This window comes from Pusillimonas sp. NJUB218 (assembly GCF_003788685.1).
GTDB lineage: Bacteria > Pseudomonadota > Gammaproteobacteria > Burkholderiales > Burkholderiaceae_B > Neopusillimonas.
Genome location: NZ_NQMK01000005.1, coordinates 96,895 through 117,869 on the forward strand (window position 1 = coordinate 96,895; position 20,975 = coordinate 117,869).

The window sequence follows — 20,975 nt, forward strand, 5'->3', positions numbered from 1 at the left end:
TGGAGAATTTAAATGTCTTTGATGCGTGAAATGCTTGAAGCTGGTGTGCACTTTGGCCACCAAACCCGTTACTGGAACCCCAAGATGGCTCCGTTCATCTTCGGTCAGCGTAACAAAATCCACATCGTCAACCTCGAAAAAACCGTTGCCCAGTACGTAGAAGCTGCGAAGTTCATGCGTCAAACTGCGGCCCGTGGCGGCACCGTCCTGTTCGTCGGCACAAAGCGTGCTGCGCGCGAATTGGTCGCTCAAGAAGCCGCTCGTTGCGGTATGCCTTACGTCGACAGCCGTTGGCTCGGCGGCATGATGACCAACTTCAAAACGGTTAAAAGCTCGGTCAAGCGTCTGAAAGACATGGAAGCTCAGAAAGCCGAAGGCGCAACCGAAAAAATGAGCAAAAAAGAAGCGCTCATGTTCGAACGCGAACTCGACAAGCTGAACAAGGCCATTGGCGGTATCAAAGACATGAACACGTTGCCTGATGCGCTGTTTGTCATCGACGTTGGCTACCATAAAATTGCTGTTGCCGAAGCACGTACGTTGGGTATCCCCGTGGTTGCGGTTGTTGATACCAACCACTCGCCCGAAGGTATTGACTACGTCATTCCGGGTAACGATGACTCTGCTAAAGCTATTGCACTTTACGCCCGTGGCATGGCCGACGCCGTCCTGGAAGGTCGTGAGCAGCGCCTGAACGGCCTGGTCGAAGAAGTGGCTGAAGGCGAAGAAGAGTTCGTCGAGGTCGAGGAAGAGCGCGGCGAGTAACGCCCGTTGTGGCCGCTACACGCGGCCCCGCTGTTACTGACTCGTGCCCCGGTAAACCCGGGGCGTCTTTTACTGAATTGGAGAAAACTGTGGCTCAAATTACCGCATCGATGGTTAAAGAACTGCGCGAGAAAACCGACGCGCCCATGATGGAATGCAAAAAAGCACTGACCGAAGCCGAAGGCGATATGGCCCGTGCTGAAGAAATTTTGCGCATTAAACTGGGTAACAAGGCTAGCAAAGCGGCCAGCCGCATTACAGCCGAGGGCCTGATCGGCCTGTTTATTGCTGCCGACGGCAAGCAGGGTGCTGTTGTTGAAGTCAATTGCGAAACCGACTTCGTCGCCAAAAACGACGACTTCATCGCGTTTGTCAACGATCTGGCACAGCTGATCACCGAAAAGAACCCTGCCGACGTCGCCGCTTTGTCCGAAATGGCTTTCCGTGCCGGCACGGTTGAGTCCGTTCGCGCTGAATTGGTCGGTAAAATCGGCGAAAACATGTCGGTTCGTCGCTTCCAGCGTTTCGAAACAACCAACCAGTTGGCCAGCTACGTTCACGGCGGCCGCATCGGTGTGCTGGTTGACTTCGCAGGCAACGAAGAAGTCGGTAAGGACCTGGCCATGCACATTGCAGCCACCAAACCTAAAGCGCTCGACGCGAGTGGCGTTGCCGCCGAAGATATCGCTGCAGAGCGTTCGGTTGCCGAGCAGAAAGCACAAGAGTCGGGTAAGCCTGCCGATATCGTGACCAAAATGGTCGAAGGTGCCGTGGCCAAGTTCCTGAAAGAAGTTACTTTGCTGTCGCAGCCTTTCGTGAAGAACGACAAGCAGTCAGTCGAGCAGATGCTGAAGGAAAAGAATGCTTCTATCGCTCGCTTTGCCCTGTATGTAGTGGGTGAAGGCATCGAGAAGAAGCAAGAGGACTTTGCGGCCGAAGTAGCTGCTGCTGCCGGCAACTAAGCGTCTTCAACTTCTGCGTTGCGCCTATTTCGGCGTAACATGCAAGTAGTGTCATAATGCCCGGGCACAAACGTGCTTGGGCATTGTCACGCATCAGGCCACACTACGGGCTGTTTCTACAGGAAATTCTTATGACCACCAGATCGTACAAGCGTGTTCTTCTTAAACTGTCCGGCGAAGCGCTGATGGGTGAAGACGCTTACGGGATCAATCGCAGTACCATCTTGCGCATGACCGAAGATATCGCCGAGGTCGCCAAATTGGGTATTGAGCTGGCCATTGTTATTGGCGGCGGCAATATTTTTCGTGGGGTAGCGCCCGGCGCCCAAGGTATGGACCGTGCGACGGCCGATTACATGGGCATGATGGCCACCGTCATGAACGCGCTGGCCTTGCAAGACGCTTTAAAAAATCGGGGCCTTGACGCCCGCGTACAGTCGGCGCTGAATATCGACCAGGTGGTCGAACCTTACATTCGCCCCAAAGCTTTGCGTTACCTCGAAGAGGGCAAGGTCGTTATTTTTGCGGCGGGTACGGGTAACCCCTTCTTTACCACCGACACTGCTGCAGCATTGCGCGGCGCCGAAATCGGTGCTGAAGTGGTCCTCAAAGCCACCAAGGTCGATGGCATCTACAGTGCCGATCCCAACAAAGATCCCGACGCCACCCGATACAATCGCATCAGTTTCGACGAAGCCATTGTGCGTCGTCTTGAAGTCATGGACGCCACGGCCTTCGCGCTGTGCCGCGACCAGAAATTGCCTATCAAGGTGTTTTCGATCAACAAGCCGGGCGCGCTTGCCCGCGTTGTTCAGGGCGAAGACGAAGGCACCCTGGTACACGTCTGACAAAGGAACGGAAATGAGTCTTTCAGAAGTCAAACAATCTACACAAGAGCGCATGATCAAAAGTGTCGATGCGCTCAAGACCAACCTGTCCAAAATTCGTACTGGCCGCGCTCATGGCGGTATCCTCGATCACGTGCTGGTCGAGTACTACGGTTCGCCTGTACCCGTAGGTCAGGTCGCCAACGTTACCGTGGTCGATGCCCGTACGCTTAGCGTGCAGCCCTACGAAAAAAACATGGTGGGTCCTATCGAAAAAGCCATTCGCGATTCCGATCTTGGACTAAATCCCGTGTCTATGGGTGACAACATCCGTGTGCCGATGCCGGCGCTTACAGAAGAACGTCGCCGTGATCTGACCAAGGTGGTTCGTTCCGAAGGCGAAGACGCCAAAGTGGCTATTCGTAATTTGCGTCGTGATGCCAACGATTCGGCTAAAAAAATGGTCAAAGACAAAGAAATCTCTGAAGATGACGAGCGTCGTCTGCAAGATGAGGTTCAAAAAATGACCGACAAGCACGTTGCCGAAATCGACAAGCTGGTTGCCCAAAAAGAAGCCGAAATCATGACGGTGTAGTCAACCGTCGTTTTATTACCCTGTATCTTCAGTGCCTATGTCAGTCAGCTCGACGCAGTCCATTCCCGACGCCACCGATACACCTCGCCATGTGGTGATCATTATGGACGGGAATGGCCGTTGGGCGACCCAGCGATTTTTGCCACGCACGGCAGGGCATGTGCGGGGTGTGCAGGCGGTACGGCGCGCCATTGAAGGCTGTGGCCGTGCCGGTGTCAAGTACCTGACGTTATTCGCGTTCAGCTCTGAAAACTGGCGCAGGCCACAGGAAGAGGTCTCTTTACTGATGCGCCTGTTCGTTCAGACGCTCGAAAAGGAAGTGGGGAAGCTGGCCGATCAGGGGGTAAGGCTGCGCGTGGTGGGCGATTTGTCTGCCTTCGAGCCGCGCCTGCAAGACCTGATCAAGGCAGCCGAGGCTCGAACCGCTCATAATGACGTTCTGCACCTGACAATTGCCGCCAATTACGGCGGTCGGTGGGACATCTTGCAGGCTACGCGACAGCTGCTGAAAGATCATCCCGAACTGGCGCAGACGCCAGACGCCATTACCGAGTCGATGTTGGCCGACCGTCTGACAATGGCTTGGGCACCCGAACCAGACCTGTTTATTCGCACAGGCGGTGAACAGCGCGTATCCAACTTCCTGATCTGGCAGTTGGCCTATACCGAAATGTATTTCACGCCGACCTATTGGCCCGATTTCGATGCCAATGCCCTGGGGCAGGCTTTTGACTGGTATCGCCACCGAGAGCGGCGATTCGGTCGCACCAGCGAACAGCTGGCCAAAAAATCAAAATATTAAGGGGCTGTCTGCTTATGCTGGCTCAGCGCGTTGTTACCGCCGTCGTGATGCTAGCCGTGCTGCTGGCTGCCGTGCTGGCGCCACAAATTTGGCCATTGGCCCTTATTTTAGGGTTGGCTGCGGCCGCTACGCTGTGGGAGTGGTTGCGTCTTACTCTGCCACGCTGCGTATCTGCCTGGGCCTGGACGGCTGGCGCTGTTTTTGTTGTGTCGACTTCGGCGATATTGTTTACCGCCAGCGGCCAGCAACTGCTCATCAGCGTGGCTAATGTTGCGTTATTGCCTCTGTTGTGGCTAACCGTTTTGTTTTGGCTGGGTGTCGCCATGCCCTCCGTGATTCGAGGCGATGCGCAGCGTTCGGCGCCTAGTATTTTCTACAGCATTGCGGCCGTTGTTGCTTTGTTGGCCGCCTGGCTGTCAGTCATTATTTTGCTGTTGCATAAAGGTCCCTGGTATCTGGTGTCGTTATTGGCGCTGATCTGGTTCGCCGATATTGCCGCCTATTTTTGTGGCAAGGCGTTTGGTCGTCACAAGCTCGCCCCGCGTGTTAGCCCCGGCAAAACCTGGGAAGGTGCTTTCGGCGGCGTTATCGCCGCCACAGTCTGGACGATGGCCAGCAGTATTTGGCCTGGTACCTTTGGTGCCGACCTGCTGCAGCAATGGTCCTTTGTCGCCGCATTGGGCTTTGCCGTTTTGCTGGCGGCTATTTCCATTGTGGGCGACCTATTCGAGTCTTTGCTCAAGCGGCGCGCCGGGTTTAAAGACTCCAGTGGCCTCTTGCCCGGGCATGGTGGGGTGTTCGACCGCATCGATGCGTTATTGCCGGTTGCTCCGCTGGCGTTGTTGCTTGTAGGGGTTTAGTGGCATGCAGTCCGTATGTATTCTTGGTTCTACGGGTTCTATTGGCGAAAGTACGCTCGACGTTATTGCCCGGCATCCCGACACGTTTTCTGTTTATGCCCTGACAGCGCATAGCCGCATCGAAAAATTAGCGGATCAGGCCGCACGCACTGGGGCTCAGGTGGTTGTGGTGCCCGACGACGCGGCGGCTCAGCAGTTTGGTCAAGTGTGGGGCCGCGGCCCCGGCGTCATGCCTGAAGTGCGTGTGGGTGCCCAGGCCTTGGTCGACACCGCCGCCGACGGCGCGGTCGACACGGTCATGGCAGCCATTGTAGGGGCGGCGGGCTTGCCTTCCGCGCTGGCTGCTGCGCAGGCTGGCAAACGCGTCTTATTAGCCAACAAAGAAGCGCTGGTGGCGGCGGGCAATCTGTTTATGCAAGCGGTTCGCGGTAATGGTGCCGAATTGCTGCCTATCGACAGCGAACACAATGCTATTTTTCAATGCTTGCCTCACGGCGACCGGGCCAGTGCCCCGACTGCGCCGGCGCGCGGCGTACGACGGCTGGTGCTTACCGCGTCTGGTGGGCCGTTTCGTAATACACCGTTAGCTGATTTGGCTGCCGTCACGCCCGAGCAAGCTTGCGCTCACCCGAACTGGAGCATGGGCCGTAAGATTTCCGTCGATTCGGCCACTATGCTTAACAAAGGGTTGGAGGTCATCGAGGCCCATTGGCTGTTTGCCATGCCGGTCGACGCTATTCAGGTGCTGGTGCATCCGCAAAGCGTGGTGCATTCAATGGTCGAATATGACGACGGGTCTGTGCTGGCGCAATTGGGTCAGCCAGATATGCGTACGCCTATTGCTTATGGCTTGGGTTTTCCCGACCGTATTGCCAGTGGTGTCGGGTTGCTCGATTTGGCCGCGAAGGGGCGTCTCGATTTCGAAGCCCCAGATTTCGATCGCTTTCCGTGCTTGCGTTTGTCATTCGATGCCTTGCGCGCAGGGCAGGGAGCCTGTATAGCCTTGAATGCTGCTAACGAGGTGGCAGTTGCGCAATTTCTTGACCGACGCATTTCGTTCATGGCCATTGCAGAGGTCATCGATGCCAGTCTGCAAAGTCTGGCGTCAAGTTTTGGTCAAGCACCGGCATCGCTGGAAGACGTGCTGGCGCTTGACCGTGCTGCGCGGGCCAGGGCTGAAGCGTTATGCCGTCAGTTTGCGCTCGACTCATGATCGCAGTGGTATTGGGGCTGACACGTCTAAAGTCATTACGTAATCAGCGCCGTATTCCGGTAGTCTTTCTGCGATAGCAACTTCATCGGCCTGAGTCCGTTGCGCTATATTAAATAAACCAGCAAGATATCTACCGGGCGCTGCTTGCACCCGGTTAAAATGTTTCGTTGCGTCTACTATTTCTAGGCTTTTATGTTGTTTACCTTGCTGGCGTTTGCTGTCGCGCTAGGCCTCCTTATCACTTTTCACGAGCTTGGGCATTACTGGGTGGCCCGTTGGTGTGGGGTCAGGGTGCTACGGTTTTCGGTAGGTTTTGGTCGCGTTTTGGTGCGCCGTACCGACCGCCATGGCACCGAGTGGGCGCTCTCGGCGATTCCGCTTGGCGGCTACGTCAAAATGCAAGACGACCCGCCCGAACATGCAACGTTGGCGCAGCAAGCTGAATCTTTCAATCAAAAGCCGGTAGGGCAGCGTTTTGCTATTGTTGCCGCTGGCCCCATAGCCAATTTGCTGTTGGCTGCCGCGCTTTACGCCGGCTTAAGTATGGTTGGTACCCAAGAGCCCGCCGCCATACTGGCCGAACCAGCCCCCAATACCGCTGCAGCGATGGCTGGCGTAAAAGAGGGCGACCGCATTGTGGCTGTCAATGACCAAGCCGTGCAGTCCTGGAGCGAAGCGCGTTGGTCGTTGCTCGACCTTGTCGCCTCGGGCGGGCGAGCCGATCTTCAGGTTGACACCGCAGAAGGTACGCAACGTGTAAGAAGTTTGGCGTTGCAGGCGGCAAATATTACCCCCGAAACCGAAGATCCCTTGCTGCAAGCCGGGTTGGCGTTGCACGCGCCTACGCTAAAGGTGGGGCAGGTGATTGACGGCGGTGCAGGCCAGGCGGCGGGCTTGAAAGACGGCGATCAAATCATTCGTTTGGGCGAACTCGACAAGCCCGGCCCGCAAGCGTTTGTTGATAAGGTGCAGGCCAGTGCCGATCAGCCGCTGCCAGTCACGGTGTTGCGTGATGGCGTTGCTTTGTCCTTTACCGTCACCCCGCGTCCAGAGGCCGGCCCCGATGGGCAAACAGTGGGCCGGGTAGGGGTCATGTTGGGGGCCGACTTCCCCATGGTGTCAGTCAGTTACGGGCCCTTTGAAAGCGTATGGCGCGGCCTCGAACGCACTGCAGAGACCGCCTGGTTTTCACTGAAAATGATGGGTCGCATGCTGACGGGAGACGTTTCGGTGCGTAATATCAGCGGGCCTGTCACTATTGCCGATTACGCGGGCCAGTCGGCACGCATTGGTTTGGCCGCGTATATCGGTTTTCTGGCGCTTATCAGTGTTAGTATCGGCGTTTTGAATTTGCTGCCCATACCTATGCTCGACGGCGGCCATTTAATGTATTACTTGCTTGAAATTGTACGCGGCAAGCCCGTGCCCGACGCTTGGCTTGAACAAGGCCAGCGCATTGGCCTGGGGTTACTGGCGGCGCTCATGAGTCTGGCCTTTTTTAATGACTTTGTGCGTCTTTTCAGTTAACACGTTGTGCCGTACAATCCACCACCACCAGATCGTCTAAGGATCCCCCAGGATGTCGTTTCGTCGTAAGTTCTCTTTAGCCCGCCGCGTCATGCCATTGGTGCTGACTGCGTTTCTGGCCCCGGGCCTGGCCAACGCCTTCACACCATTTGTTGTCAAAGATATTCGCGTCGAAGGTGTCCAGCGCGTCGATGTCGGTACTATTTTCAGTTATTTGCCAGTCAAGGTCGGGCAAGAGTTTACCGAACAGCAAGCCGCCGAAGCCATTCAGCGTCTTTACGCTACTGGTTTCTTCAGCGACGTCAATATCGACACCCAAAATGACGTCATTGTGGTGGCTGTAAAAGAACGTCCTACTATTGCGTCGGTTACTTTTAACGGTATGCGGGCTTTCGATGCCGAAGCGCTTAACAAGGCACTCGGGTCAGTAGGTTTCGGCCCCGGCCGCGTATTCGACCGCGCCGCGCTCGAGCAGGCCGAATTTCAATTAAAGCAAGAGTATTTGTCGCAGGGTAAATATGGTGTCGAAGTTACACCTATCATCACGCCCTTGCCACGCAACCGCGTAGGCGTCACTTTCGATATTTTCGAAGGTGACGTAGCTACGATCAGCCAAATTAACTTTGTAGGCAACAAAGCTTTTTCGGCTAGCGACTTGCGCGATGAAATGAGCCTGACAACGGGCGGCATCATGACTTGGTACACAGGTACCAACAAGTATTCGCGCGAAAAGCTTGAAGGCGACCTTGAAGCGATCCGGTCTTATTATCTCGATCGTGGCTACCTAGAATTTACAATGGAGCCGCCTCAGGTCACCATTTCGCCCGATCGCCAAAGCATATACATCACCATCACCGTTAACGAAGGCGAGCCCTACAAGGTGCGCAGCGTTAAGTTGGCCGGTGAATTGCTTGGGCTCGACGACCAGATTCGTCCGCTTATTCAAGTTAAAGAAAACGAAACGTTCTCTGCCGCAGTGTCTAACGCCAGTGTCAAAGCTATTACCGATTACCTCGGTAGCCTGGGGTATGCGTTTGCCAACGTCAACCCCAACCCTCAGCTTGATCGCGAAACCAAAGAAGCCGACCTGACCTTTTACGTCGACCCGGGTCGTCGTGTTTATGTCCGCCGCATTCAAATCGGGGGTAACACACGTACACGCGATGTCGTTGTTCGTCGCGAGATGCGTCAACAAGAGTCGGCTTGGTACGACTCGAGCAGCATCAAAGAGTCGCGCGACCGTATCGATCGTCTCGGTTACTTCAGCGAGCTCAACGTTGATGCCGCGCCAGTACCCGGTTCGGTGGACCAGGTCGATATCAACGTCGACGTGAAAGAAAAGCCCACAGGTCTTATTAACCTGGGGGTGGGTTACGGTTCTACCGACAAGGTTATTTTGTCGGCGGGTATCAGCCAAGAAAACATCTTTGGCAGTGGCAACAGCCTTTCGTTGCAAGTAAATACCAGTAAAACCAACCGTACCCTGGTTGTAGCGCACACCGACCCGTACTGGACAACCGAGGGTATCAGCAAAACGACGTCGCTGTACTACCGGCGTACAACGCCTTACGACACCGGCAGCGGTGATCGTGGCGACTACCGTGTTACGGCTTACGGCGGTGGCATGAACTTCGGGGTGCCCATTTCCGAGTACGACCGCGTGTTTGCAGGTGCAACCTTCGAACATAACAAGCTCGAGCTCTACGATCCCCCACAGGCTTACACCGATTTCACCAACGAGTATGGCGACAGTACCAATGCCGTCATTTTCAACCTTGGTTGGGCGAAAGACACTCGCGACAGCGCCATTGCTCCGCGTAAAGGTAGCTACACTCGTTTAGGCGCTGACGTCTCTACGGCCGATTTGCGCTACTACATGCTTAGCGGTCAGCAACAGTATTATGTTCCGTTAGGGCGAAGCTTTACTCTGGCGCTAAATGCCAAGATCGACTGGGCACGTAGCTATGGCAGCAAAACATTCCCGGTCATCAAGAACATGTATGCAGGCGGTCTGGGTTCCGTCCGTGGCTACGAAGGCGCATCGCTGGGCCCACGTGATGTCCGTACGGGCGACTACCTTGGGGGTTCGCGGCGCATGATTGCCAACGCGCAGCTGTACCTGCCGTTCCCTGGCGCCACGCGTGATCGTACGCTGCGCTGGTTTGTATTTGCCGACGCTGGTCAAATCGCCAACACGGGCGGCGGTGCATGTGCAACGGGCATTAGTAATCAGGTCGAAGATCCGTGCGGCTGGCGTTACTCGGCTGGTTTGGGCTTGTCCTGGGAGTCTCCTATGGGCCCGCTCGAAATTTCTTGGGGTAAAGCGCTTAACGCCAAGGGCGGCGACGATCTCCAGGCCTTCCAGTTCCAGATCGGCACAGGCTTTTAATCCATCAGGCGCCGAGTTTTTAATTCGGCGCGTTTAATGGCACAATAGTTTTTTTATCTCTGCACTTGCAAGGTAGATTTTTCATGAAGTCTGAATTAGTTTTGAAAGTTTCTGCATTAACCCGTAGCCTGGTTCGCGGTCAACGCGCTTTGGCTATGGCAGCTGTTCTGGGCGCCGCAACGCTGGTTACGCTGCCTGCGCCTGCCCAGGCCCAGGGCACCAAAGTCGGCTTCGTGAGCACCGAACGCATCCTGCGTGATTCCAAGCCCGCCAAGGCAGCCCAGGCCAAGATAGAAGGCGAGTTCAAGCGTCGCGATCAAGAGCTGCAAAACCTGGCTAACAGCCTGCGCAACAAGGCGCAGCAGTTCGACAAAGACGCACCTGTGTTGTCCGAGTCTGACCGGGTCAAGCGTCAACGCGAATTGGCCGATATCGATGCCGATTTGCAGCGCAAGCGTCGCGAATTCCAGGAAGACTTCAATCGCCGTCGTAACGAAGAGTTTTCCTCTATCGTTGAAAAGGCCGACGCCGCGATCAAGCAAATCGCCGACAGCCAGGGCTACGACCTGATCATTCAAGATGCCGTTACGGTCAGCCCCCGAGTTGACATTACCGACCAGGTACTTAAGGCCCTCGGCGGTTAATGTGTTATGCCGGTGTTGTTAGCGCCTGAACAGGCGCCTTCTCTTTCCGACCTGTTGCGCAGTGCCAATAAGGTCGGGCTAGACTACCGGTTAATCAACGAGCCTACATCCCATATAAGGGGTATAGGCTCGTTGCTTTCTGCCGGTCCCGACGAAGTCAGCTTTCTGTCGAATCCGCGGCTTAAAGATCAGGTGGCGCAATGTCGAGCAGCGGCCGTCATTCTTACGCAAGACGTATTTGATGCTCTGGCGCCGGGCCCTCAGTTCCACGCGGTTATCTGCAGCCAGCCCTACTTAATGTATGCCTTGCTGGCGCAGTGGTTCGACCAGCATCGTCTCGAGCAGTTGCCAACGGGCATTCATCCGTCTGCCGTTGTCGATCCCAGCGCGCGCATTGGTCCGGGGGCCAGTATTGGCCCACATTGCGTCATCGAAGCCGAAGCTTCTATCGGCGCCGGTGCCCGTCTTGGGCCCGGTTGTATTGTCGGGCAAGGTTCGTCCGTCGGCAATGACAGCCTCCTGCATGCGCGGGTTACGCTGTACCACGGCGTGAGCGTGGGCCATCGGGCTATATTGCATAGCGGCGTGGTATTAGGCGCTGATGGCTTTGGCTTTGCACCCGACCCGTTCAAGGGGCAGGGCGCTTGGGCCAAAATTGCCCAGCTGGGCGGCGTGCGTATTGGCGACGATGTCGAAATTGGCGCCAACACCACTGTCGATCGCGGTGCGCTCGACGATACCGTTGTCGGCAACGGCGTAAAACTCGACAATCAAATCATGCTGGCTCATAACGTAAAGGTCGGTGATCACACCGCCATGGCCGCATGCGTGGGCGTTGCCGGCTCTACGGTCATTGGGCAGCGTTGCACCATCGGCGGGGCGTCCATGTTGTCCGGGCATATCGTGTTGGGTGATGACGTCCATGTCTCTGGTGGCACGGCCATTACGTCTAATGTGCTAGAGCCTGGCCGGTATACCGGCGTCTATCCGTTTGCCGAGCATACCCATTGGCAAAAAAATGCGGCAGTCGTATCGCAACTCGCCCACCTGCGTCGTCGTGTACGGGCGTGTGAAAAAAACGCGCCTCAAAACGAACAATAAAATCATTACAAAATATCGCGCCGTTGGCGTGCTTATGTAGGACAGGATATGGAACTGGATATCAAACAAATCATGGCGCGTTTGCCGCATCGTTACCCGATGCTGCTCGTCGATCGTGTGCTTGAAATGGTGCCGGGCAAAAGCATTGTCGCCCTTAAAAACGTGACCATGAATGAGCCCTTCTTCACGGGCCACTTTCCGCACCACCCGGTCATGCCGGGTGTTCTCATCATCGAAGCCATGGCTCAGGCGTCGGCCTTGTTTTCGTTCGAAGGCGATTCCAACGTTAACCCTGCAGACCAGAAAATTGCCTATTACCTGGTGGGTGTTGACGGTGCGCGTTTCCGCCGTCCTGTAGTGCCCGGCGACCAGTTGCGCATCGAAGTTACCGCCGACCGCATCAGCCGTACCATGTGCAAGTACACAGGCCGCGCTACCGTCGATGGTCAAGAAGTGGCCGAGGCCAAGCTTATGTGCGCGATCCGGGTGCTGGAAGACTGATGTCGGGATTAATTCACCCTACGGCCATCATTTCACCCGGCGCGCAGCTGGGTGCCAATGTTACGGTCGGCCCTTACAGCCTGATTGGCCCTAACGTGGTCATTGGGGCGGGTACCGTCGTTGGGCCGCATTGCATTATCGATGGCCACACGACCATTGGCGAAAACAACGAGTTCTACCGTTTTTGTTCTATTGGCGGCATGCCGCAAGACAAAAAGTACAAGGGCGAATCTACCCGCCTGGAAATTGGCAACGGCAATATGGTGCGCGAGTATGTCACCATTAATACCGGCACGGTACAAGACGTAGGCGTCACCCGCGTTGGAGACGATAACTGGATCATGGCCTATGTGCACATTGCACACGATTGCCAGGTGGGAAGTCACACCATTATTGCCAATAACGTTCAGTTGGCTGGTCATATCCATATTCAAGACTGGGCCATCATTGGTGGTTCTACGGCGGCGCATCAATTTGTTCGTATCGGCGCGCACAGTATGGTGGGGGGCAACAGCGCCATCCGTCAAGACATCCCACCTTACGTTATTGGTGCTGGCGACCCTTTTCGCCCGGTTGGCGTCAATACCGAGGGCCTGAGCCGTCGCGGCTACAGTCCCGAAGCTGTGTCCGCCCTGAAAGAAGCCTACAAGCTGTTGTTTCGCCGACAACTTAAAGTCGACGAGGCTGTTGCGCAAATGCGTGTGCTCCAGCAAGATCGACCCGATGCCGCAGAAGCCCTTCAGCCGCTTATCGACTTCCTCTCTGTTGAAGGTCGCGGCATCGTTCGGCCATGACCTTGCATATCGGGATGGTCGCAGGCGAGCCGTCCGGCGACCTGTTGGCCGCACGGGTCATGGCGGGGCTGCAGTCCGGGGCTATTGCCACCACTGATGTTCGTTTCGACGGTATTGGTGGGCCGGCCATGCGCACCCAGGGTCTTGACTGCCGGCACGATATGGCGGCTTTGACTGTTTTTGGCTATGTCGATGCCTTAAAGCGCTTGCCCGGCTTGCTGCGAACCTACCACGACGTCAAATCGCATTGGCTTGAACAACGGCCTGATGTTTTCGTGGGTATCGACGCGCCTGACTTTAATCTGCGACTCGAGCATCAGCTTAAGCAAGCCGGTGTCCCCACCGTTCATTTCGTGGGCCCGTCGATCTGGGCCTGGCGATATAGCCGTATTCACAAGATACGCGAATCGGTCTCGCATATGTTGGTGCTGTTCCCGTTCGAAACGGCCATCTACGAAAAGGAAGACATCCCGGTCACGTTTGTCGGCCATCCGTTGGCCGATTTAATTCCGCTTGAACCCGATCGAATCCAAATGCGCAAGCAACTGGGCCTGGATGCCGGCGCGCGCGTACTCGCCGTGTTACCTGGTAGCCGCGCTTCTGAGATTCGTTTGCTGGCCCCGAGGTTTTTGCAGGCAGCGCGCATTTTGCAAACCCAAGACCCGGCGCTGCAATTGCTGGTGCCCATGGTCAATGCCCAGCGGCGGGCCGAATTTGAGGCCATTCTGGCGGCATACCCAGTGCGCAATTTAAAAATTATCGATCGCAGCACCACGGCCGGCCGGCCGGCAGCTTGGGATGCCATGGAAGCTGCCGATGCGGTTTTGGTTGCCAGCGGCACCGCCACACTTGAAACTGCTTTATTCAAGCGGCCCATGGTTATTTCGTATGTGCTGTCGCCCATGATGCGCCGCTTAATGGCCTGGAAGTCGGGGCAGGAAAAGCCCTATGTGCCTTGGGTGGGTTTGCCCAATGTGCTGTTGAATGATTTTGCGGTACCCGAGCTGCTGCAAGACGACGCGACACCAGAAAAACTGGCCGACGCGACCTGGGCAGCCTTGACCGATAAAGCAAGGGCAGAAACACTGGCTCAGCGGTTTTTGGCCATGCATCATACCCTTCGCTGCGATACTCCTACCTTGGCCGCTCGGGCTATTTATGATGTGGCTACCCGCCATGCAGGCTGACTTATTCGATATGGCAATCCCGGCCGGCTTGATCGCTGGCGTAGACGAAGCAGGCCGGGGCCCGTTGGCGGGTCCGGTTTACGCGGCGGCGGTCATCCTGCCCGAAACCGGCATTCCCGAGGGTTTGAACGATTCTAAAAAGCTGACGGCCAAACGCCGTGATGCCTTGGCCGAAGAGATTCGGCGTACCGCTGTGGCCTGGTGCATTGCACAGGCCAGTGTCGAGGAAATTGACGCCCTGAACATTCTGCAGGCCACTTTTTTGGCGATGCGTCGGGCCTGCGAGGGCCTGGCGGTACGACCAAGCCAGATACTGATTGACGGTAACCGTGTGCCTGCTGGGCTGGTCGCCCCGGCACAGGCCATCGTAAAAGGCGACAGCAAAGTCAAAGCTATTTCGGCAGCATCGATTTTGGCAAAGACAGCGCGTGACGCCGATTGCGACCGCCTGCACGATTTGTACCCCGTTTACGGTTTTGATCAGCATAAGGGATACGGCACGGCCCTGCACATTGAGCGGCTGCGGCAGTACGGGCCCTGTCTGGCACATCGCCGCAGCTTTGCGCCTGTACGCGACATGGTGTCCATCGAAGGGGCGTGTCTGTGAAGCATCTCCAGTCGCGCGACAACCCTCAGTACAAGCAACTGCTGCGCGTGTCCGCCGGCAAAGTGTCGGATCAGGTGTTGCTTGAAGGCGTGCATCTGTGTGAAGAATGGCTGCGTCATCAAGGGCTTCCAGTCTGGGCGGTATTCGACGCCGAGCGGCTGGCGCAAAGTGCGGCGCTTCAGCGTTTGGCCAAGCACATTGACGCTGATGTCGGGTTGACGCTTGATGCCGCGCTATATCCGCGTTTGTCTCAGGTTGCAGGACAAGGGCAGGGCGTATGTTTTGTGGTGAAGCGACCGAGCCCCGATTTGCCTGCCTCTATTTCTGGCAACGTGCTCTGGCTCGATCGTGTGCAAGACCCAGGTAATTTGGGTACGTTGCTACGTACGGCGGCAGCGGTTGGCATAAAGCAGGTGTTTGTGTCTGAAGGGTCGGTTTCCGCCTGGTCACCCAAAGTGCTGCGAAGCGCCCAGGGCGCCCACTTTGCGCTGCAAGTATATGAACAGCTCGATCTACATGCGCTGTGCGAGCGATTGCGGGTGCCGCTGGTAGCTACTGCCCTAGAGCAGGGTCAAATGTTGTACAGCCTTGAATTGCCAAAGGCCTGCGCCTGGTTGGCCGGAAATGAAGGGCAGGGGGTCGACCCGGCTCTGTTGGCGCGCGCCGATCTGCGGGTGTTTATCCCGCAAAGCGACGCCGTTGAGTCGTTGAATGTCGGGGTGGCAACGGCGGTATGCCTGTACGAGCAACTTCGGCAACACCAGGCACATTGAGGGCGCCGGCCCGCATTATTGACCGGCCCCGTGCAGCTACGCGCAATCTTAGTAGATATGCGCTTCCAGCCCGACCTCTTGCAGCACTTTGGTCGATATTTCTTCAATGGATCGCGTTGTGGTCGACACAAACGGGATGCTTTCGATACGCATTAGGCGTTCGGCCTCGGCAACCTCGTAGCGGCATTGCTCTAGCGTGGAGTATTTGGAGTTCGGGCGGCGCTCGTTGCGCACTTCGGACAGGCGTTCGGGCTGAATGGAAAGACCGAACAGCTTTTTACGGAAGGGCGCCAGCGTGGCGGGCAGCGTGCCCCGTTCGAAGTCTTCGGGGATGAGCGGAAAGTTGGCCACCTTGATGGCGTATTGCATGGCCAGATACAGGCTGGTGGGTGTTTTGCCGCAGCGCGACACCCCAACCAGGATGACGTCGGCTTTGTCGAGCCCGTGTACATATTGGCCATCGTCGTGCGACAAGCTGAAGTTGATGGCTTCGATGCGGTTACGATACTTTTGCGATGTGCCGCTGCCGTGTGAGCGCCCGATGGAATGGCTGGACTTCATGCCCAAGGCCTCTTCGAGCGGCTTGACGAAGGTGCCAAACAGGTCAAGGAAGATGCCGTTTGCATCTTTTAGCAAGGCAGCCATATCGGGGTTGACCAGTGTGCTGAAAATGAGCGGCGGCTTGCCCGTCTCTTGAGCGCAACGGTTAATTTTAGCGACGGCTTCTTGCACTTTTTCGCGGCTGTCTATAAATGGAAGCCGCGTCGAGCGAAACTGGGCCTCTTCAAACTGCGACAGCACAGAATGGCTGAAGGTTTCGGCGGTAATGCCGGTGCCGTCAGAGACGATAAAGACGGTACGTTCGACGTTAGTAGAAGTCATTACAAAGGCTAGCCCATTAAAGTTGGGAAAAGGTACAATTGCGTGTTGCCTTTGGCTTGAAGAAGGCAAGGCTGGTTTGCTTAGTGCGTAGATTTTAAGTCAATTCACGCTATGCCATAAGCAAACAAGCTTTCTTCTATAGTGTTTAAAGGTGACTTTATGTCTTATGTAGTACCTTTCGAGCAACTCCGCATGACGGACGTTGACTCGGTCGGGGGCAAAAATGCGTCCCTGGGCGAAATGATCAGCCAGCTGGCTGGTGCCGGCGTGCGCGTGCCTGGCGGCTTTGCCACCACGTCCGACGCTTTCCGCGGCTTCCTGAAGCAAACCGGCCTCGACGACCGTATTGCTCAGCGCCTGTCTACACTCGATGCCGACGATGTTCGCGAACTGGCCAATGCTGGCGCACAAATTCGTCAATGGATCATCGAAACGCCATTCCCGGCCGAACTCGAACAAGCCATTCGCGAATCGTTCGCCAAACTCGACGCCGACGGCAAGGGTTCGTTTGCGGTACGTTCCTCGGCTACCGCCGAAGACCTGCCCGACGCTTCTTTCGCTGGTCAGCAAGAAACCTTCCTTAACGTTGTCGGCATCGACGACGTACTCGACAAGGTTCGCCACGTTTTTGCATCGTTGTACAACGATCGCGCCATTTCGTATCGCGTACACAAAGGCTATGCCCACGCCGAAGTCGCCTTGTCGGCCGGCATTCAGCGCATGGTGCGTTCTGACCTGGGCAGCGCCGGCGTCATGTTCACACTCGACACCGAATCCGGTTTCGACGATGTCGTCTTCATCACCTCGTCTTACGGCCTGGGCGAAACTGTCGTGCAGGGCGCCGTCAACCCTGACGAATTCTATGTGTTTAAACCTACGTTGGCTGCGGGTCATTACCCCATCATCAGCCGTCGTATTGGTTCCAAGCTCCTTAAAATGGAATTCGACATCGAGCGTACATCGGGCGCTGCCGTTCGCACCGTCGATGTCCCCGTGTCCGAGCGCAACCGTTACTCTCTGACCGACGAAGAAGTCATCGAACTGGCGCGTTACGCCGTAATCATTGAAAAGCACTACGGCCGCCCCATGGATATCGAATGGGGTCGCGATGGTATCGACGGCAAAATTTATATCCTTCAGGCACGTCCCGAAACCGTCAAGTCGCAACAGGCAGCACACGACGTTCAAGAGCGCTATCGCCTGAAAGCCACTGGCGAAGTACTGGTGACCGGCCGTGCCATCGGGCAAAAAATCGGCTCGGGTAAAGTCCGTGTGGTGGCTGATATCTCCGAAATGGACCAGGTCCGCGCCGGCGATATCCTGGTTACCGATATGACCGACCCCAACTGGGAACCGGTCATGAAATTGGCCTCGGCCATTGTCACTAACCGCGGCGGTCGCACCTGCCACGCAGCCATTATTGCCCGTGAGCTCGGTATCCCTGCGGTTGTGGGTTGTGCCAATGCCACCGACGTTCTGGCTGACGGCAAAGAGGTCACCGTGTCGTGCGCTGAAGGCGACGAAGGTCGTATCTACGACGGTCTGATCGAAACCGAGATCGAGCAAGTCCAGTGGGGCGAAATGCCCGAGATCGGTGTGAAAATCATGATGAACGTGGGTAACCCCCAATTGGCGTTCGACTTCTCGCAAATCCCCAACGCCGGTGTGGGTCTTGCTCGCCTCGAGTTCATCATCAATAACAACATCAATGTGCACCCCAAAGCTGTGCTCGACTACCCCAACGTCGACAGCGAGCTTAAAAAGGCCGTCGAATCAGCAGCGCGTGGTTACGCCAGCCCGCGTGCCTTCTTCGTTGAAAAGCTCGCTGAAGGCGTCGCGACTATCGGTGCAGCGTTTTATCCCAAGCCAGTCATTGTTCGTATGTCCGACTTCAAGTCAAACGAATATCGCAAGCTGGTTGGTGGTTCGCGCTACGAGCCCGAAGAAGAAAACCCCATGCTGGGCTTCCGTGGTGCGTCGCGTTACCTTGCCGAAGACTTCGAAGAGTGCTTCCGCATGGAATGCGAAGCGCTTAAGAAAGTACGCGACGAAATGGGGCTGACCAACGTCGAAATCATGGTGCCGTTTGTACGTACGGTTAACCAGGCCCGTAAAGTCATCGACTTGCTGGCCAGCCATGGCCTCGAGCGCGGTAAAAACGGTCTGCGCGTCATCATGATGTGCGAAGTACCGTCTAACGCCATTTTGGCTGATCAGTTCCTCGAGCACTTCGACGGCTTCTCCATCGGCTCGAACGACATGACACAGCTCACACTGGGTCTTGACCGCGATTCGGGCATGGAGCTCTTGGCAGCCGACTTCGACGAGCGCGACGAGGCCGTCAAGTTCATGCTCAGCCGCGCGATCCAGTCTTGCCTGAAGGCAGGAAAATATGTCGGTATCTGCGGTCAGGGCCCCAGCGACCATCCGGACTTGGCCGACTGGTTGCGTGATCAGGGCATTTTGTCAATGTCGCTTAACCCCGACACTGTTGTCGATACCTGGCAGCGTCTGGCCAAGTAAGACTTAGCGGTACAAAAAAACGCCGGGGTATCCCCGGCGTTTTTTATTTGGCTTGTGGCTTCTTTTCGTGTGTGCGCAAGAACAGGTCGGCGATCAATTTGGCTTTTTCATCAAGCGCTTTTTGAGTTGGCGGTTTATTGGCCTGCATCAAGTTGCCAATCAGGTCCATATCGCACAGGCATCGTAAGTGTGTGGCCAGCACTTCGGGGTCTTCGTCCTGCAGGTGGCCGGCCGCGACTTGTCGTGCCATGAACTGGGCCATTTCGCACCAGACGACTTCGGTGCCCAGGTCGAAAAAGCGTTTGCCAATACCGGAGTGGCCACTGACCGAAATGGCGACACGGATGAGTTTGAGCGTGTCTTCGTCGGCCAATACCGACAATAACGACTGCGCAAAGCGCTCGAGTTGCCGACGCAGGTCGCCCGACGAACCGATCAGTGCCATAATATCTCGGCCTAGCGCCATAGCCGAGTGGTGCATGGCGGCCAGCAGCAGGTCTTCTTTAGACGAAAAGTAGTTATAAAGCGTGGCTTTAGAGCCCCCCACTTTAGCTGCAATTTGCGACATTGACGCAGCTTCGAAACCTTCTTCACGAAAGACTTCAAGCGCAGTGGTTAAAATGGCTTCGCGGCGGGCCTCGGTTTTTTTTCGCATGAACGCTGTAGTAATAATGGCTGGTATGGACAAGGTTAACCAAACCGTACAGTAATAAGTATAGGCAATTTCCATGAAGTGCGCGTCATCATCGGTCTTTTTCGCACACCTGCCCACTTCACTGGGAAGGCTTGTCATGACGTCTAACGGTCAGGCACTCACGGGTTTGTATTTTTCCGATCAGCGTGACTGCCCGCCGGTAGGCCGCGTATCGTCGTCAGACACAGCAGCACCCGGCGTCATCAGCGACCCAACCGCCGGCGAGATCAACGGCAGGGTACTGCGCGATATCCGCATATCCGGACGCCGTACAAGTCAGGGTACGCAACGCCCTGACTTTGACTCTGGGTTGGGTGCCGAACTGCGTGTTGGCGTGCTCGACGCATTGGGCCCGACAACTGACACTGCGTCAGCCCGCGATATTTTTGAGTTGGCTGCTCAAGAGCTGCAAGCCTACTTTGCCGGGACACTTGCCCAGTTTTCGGTGCCCCTACAACTTGAAGGCACGCCATTTCAGAAAAAAGTATGGCAAGCCTTGCTCGACATCCCCTATAGTGCATTAGTGTCTTACGGCGAACTGGCGCATGCCCTGGGAGATAAAGCCGCCAGCCGGGCCGTTGGCGTGGCGGTCGGGCGCAACCCGGTTTCCATCATCGTGCCATGCCACCGGGTTGTGGCGGCCAACCGTCGGCTGACCGGTTATGGCGGCGGGTTGCATCGCAAATGCAGCCTGTTGTTGCATGAAGGCTGGGCGCTGGCGTAATGGATGCATGGCACCGTCGCCTACGCCCTAATTGGATGCCTATCGGGGCAAGTGGGTTTGACGATACAGGCACGATGCCCGCGTACCATGCAACCTTGGTTTCAATAGCGTAAGGAGTGTTTTATGTGGTTCTGGTTTGCCTTTGCACTGGCAGCGCTTATTGGCGAGGTATTAAGCGGCACATTTTATTTGCTGCTTATTGCATTGGGCCTCGCTGCGGGCGGGGTTGCCGCCTGGGCAGGGGCGGGGTTAGGTCTGCAAATCGTGGCGGCTGGCGTAGTGGCCATATTGGGTTTGCTAGTACTGCGCAAGACGCACGTACTTAAAAAGCGCGAGGTCAACGCGGCTCGCAACAAAGACGTCAACCTCGACATCGGCGCACACGTCAGCATTACCTCTTGGGGGGCAAACGATACCGCGCATGTGCGGTATCGTGGGGCTTTGTGGTCTGCCCGGCTGGCCCCAGGTTTTTCACCCGTTTCCGGCCAGCACCGCATTATCGAAATCGAAGGTTCAACACTAGTCGTTGTGCCCGACGACAGGGCCTGATTCATTCGGTCGTAACTCAGGCCTGCTAAAAGCACGCCGTTCTATTCTTCTAAGGT

Annotated in this window: 21 protein-coding genes; 19 read left to right on the plus strand and 2 right to left on the minus strand. The window is 56.2% G+C overall.

Annotated features, from left to right (window positions below):
- Window positions 1–12 precede the first annotated feature (12 nt).
- The 16 genes from rpsB (at window position 13) to CHR62_RS08195 (ending at window position 15,547) form a co-directional block, all read left to right on the plus strand.
- A complete protein-coding gene (gene rpsB / locus CHR62_RS08120) occupies window positions 13–765 on the plus strand; it encodes a 30S ribosomal protein S2 (protein ID WP_093970181.1) in 753 nt (250 codons plus the stop codon).
- A gap of 89 nt (window positions 766–854) precedes the next feature.
- Window positions 855–1,727 carry a translation elongation factor Ts gene (gene tsf, locus CHR62_RS08125; protein ID WP_123660583.1) on the plus strand — a complete coding sequence of 291 codons (873 nt, stop codon included), beginning with the start codon at window positions 855–857 and terminating at the stop codon, window positions 1,725–1,727.
- A gap of 131 nt (window positions 1,728–1,858) precedes the next feature.
- Window positions 1,859–2,575, plus strand: a complete 717-nt coding sequence (pyrH, locus tag CHR62_RS08130; protein ID WP_093970179.1) for a UMP kinase — start codon at window positions 1,859–1,861, stop codon at window positions 2,573–2,575.
- Between the two features lie 13 nt (window positions 2,576–2,588).
- Window positions 2,589–3,149, plus strand: coding sequence for a ribosome recycling factor (gene frr / locus CHR62_RS08135; protein WP_093970178.1), 561 nt, complete (start codon window positions 2,589–2,591; stop codon window positions 3,147–3,149).
- Between the two features lie 37 nt (window positions 3,150–3,186).
- Complete coding sequence (gene uppS / locus CHR62_RS08140) at window positions 3,187–3,951, plus strand: polyprenyl diphosphate synthase (protein ID WP_123660584.1); 765 nt, start codon at window positions 3,187–3,189, stop codon at window positions 3,949–3,951.
- 14 nt (window positions 3,952–3,965) lie between these two features.
- Entirely contained in the window at window positions 3,966–4,811 is an 846-nt protein-coding gene (locus CHR62_RS08145; protein WP_123660585.1) for a phosphatidate cytidylyltransferase, read from the plus strand.
- Window positions 4,812–4,815: 4 nt separating this feature from the next.
- Entirely contained in the window at window positions 4,816–6,024 is a 1,209-nt protein-coding gene (gene ispC, locus CHR62_RS08150) for a 1-deoxy-D-xylulose-5-phosphate reductoisomerase (RefSeq protein WP_123660586.1), read from the plus strand.
- Window positions 6,025–6,216: 192 nt separating this feature from the next.
- Window positions 6,217–7,551 (plus strand): RIP metalloprotease RseP, encoded by a 1,335-nt coding sequence (gene rseP / locus CHR62_RS08155; RefSeq protein WP_123660587.1) that lies wholly within the window; start codon window positions 6,217–6,219, stop codon window positions 7,549–7,551.
- A 52-nt stretch (window positions 7,552–7,603) separates the two neighbouring features.
- A complete protein-coding gene (bamA, locus tag CHR62_RS08160) occupies window positions 7,604–9,940 on the plus strand; it encodes an outer membrane protein assembly factor BamA (protein WP_093970173.1) in 2,337 nt (778 codons plus the stop codon).
- Window positions 9,941–10,023: 83 nt separating this feature from the next.
- Window positions 10,024–10,584, plus strand: a complete 561-nt coding sequence (locus CHR62_RS08165; RefSeq protein ID WP_093970172.1) for an OmpH family outer membrane protein — start codon at window positions 10,024–10,026, stop codon at window positions 10,582–10,584.
- Between the two features lie 6 nt (window positions 10,585–10,590).
- Window positions 10,591–11,685: a UDP-3-O-(3-hydroxymyristoyl)glucosamine N-acyltransferase gene (gene lpxD, locus CHR62_RS08170; RefSeq protein WP_093970171.1), complete on the plus strand. Its 1,095-nt coding sequence runs from the start codon at window positions 10,591–10,593 to the stop codon at window positions 11,683–11,685.
- Between the two features lie 48 nt (window positions 11,686–11,733).
- Window positions 11,734–12,186 (plus strand): 3-hydroxyacyl-ACP dehydratase FabZ, encoded by a 453-nt coding sequence (gene fabZ / locus CHR62_RS08175; protein WP_093970170.1) that lies wholly within the window; start codon window positions 11,734–11,736, stop codon window positions 12,184–12,186.
- Window positions 12,186–12,980 (plus strand): acyl-ACP--UDP-N-acetylglucosamine O-acyltransferase, encoded by a 795-nt coding sequence (gene lpxA, locus CHR62_RS08180; protein ID WP_123660588.1) that lies wholly within the window; start codon window positions 12,186–12,188, stop codon window positions 12,978–12,980. The genes fabZ and lpxA overlap by 1 nt, the downstream gene beginning before the upstream one ends.
- Entirely contained in the window at window positions 12,977–14,167 is a 1,191-nt protein-coding gene (gene lpxB / locus CHR62_RS08185) for a lipid-A-disaccharide synthase (RefSeq protein ID WP_123660589.1), read from the plus strand. The genes lpxA and lpxB overlap by 4 nt, the downstream gene beginning before the upstream one ends.
- On the plus strand, window positions 14,139–14,774 hold the full coding sequence (gene rnhB, locus CHR62_RS08190) for a ribonuclease HII (protein ID WP_233574915.1): 636 nt from the start codon (window positions 14,139–14,141) through the stop codon (window positions 14,772–14,774). The genes lpxB and rnhB overlap by 29 nt, the downstream gene beginning before the upstream one ends.
- The gene (locus CHR62_RS08195) at window positions 14,771–15,547 is read left to right on the plus strand and encodes an RNA methyltransferase (RefSeq protein ID WP_123660590.1); all 777 of its coding nucleotides are present in this window, start codon (window positions 14,771–14,773) and stop codon (window positions 15,545–15,547) included. Before rnhB ends, CHR62_RS08195 begins: the two co-directional genes overlap by 4 nt.
- A gap of 48 nt (window positions 15,548–15,595) precedes the next feature.
- On the opposite strand, the gene CHR62_RS08200 is transcribed toward CHR62_RS08195, so the two are convergent.
- Window positions 15,596–16,429 (minus strand): pyruvate, water dikinase regulatory protein, encoded by an 834-nt coding sequence (locus tag CHR62_RS08200; RefSeq protein ID WP_093970166.1) that lies wholly within the window; start codon window positions 16,427–16,429, stop codon window positions 15,596–15,598.
- A 159-nt stretch (window positions 16,430–16,588) separates the two neighbouring features.
- Between CHR62_RS08200 and ppsA the strand changes: the two genes are divergently transcribed.
- Window positions 16,589–18,952, plus strand: a complete 2,364-nt coding sequence (ppsA, locus tag CHR62_RS08205) for a phosphoenolpyruvate synthase (RefSeq protein ID WP_123660591.1) — start codon at window positions 16,589–16,591, stop codon at window positions 18,950–18,952.
- A gap of 43 nt (window positions 18,953–18,995) precedes the next feature.
- Here ppsA and CHR62_RS08210 read toward each other — a convergent pair whose 3' ends face one another.
- Complete coding sequence (locus tag CHR62_RS08210) at window positions 18,996–19,682, minus strand: TetR/AcrR family transcriptional regulator (protein ID WP_158214018.1); 687 nt, start codon at window positions 19,680–19,682, stop codon at window positions 18,996–18,998.
- 61 nt (window positions 19,683–19,743) lie between these two features.
- Between CHR62_RS08210 and CHR62_RS08215 the strand changes: the two genes are divergently transcribed.
- Window positions 19,744–20,370 carry a methylated-DNA--[protein]-cysteine S-methyltransferase gene (locus CHR62_RS08215; RefSeq protein ID WP_123660592.1) on the plus strand — a complete coding sequence of 209 codons (627 nt, stop codon included), beginning with the start codon at window positions 19,744–19,746 and terminating at the stop codon, window positions 20,368–20,370.
- Window positions 20,371–20,493: 123 nt separating this feature from the next.
- A complete protein-coding gene (locus CHR62_RS08220; protein WP_093970164.1) occupies window positions 20,494–20,919 on the plus strand; it encodes an NfeD family protein in 426 nt (141 codons plus the stop codon).
- Window positions 20,920–20,975 lie beyond the last annotated feature (56 nt).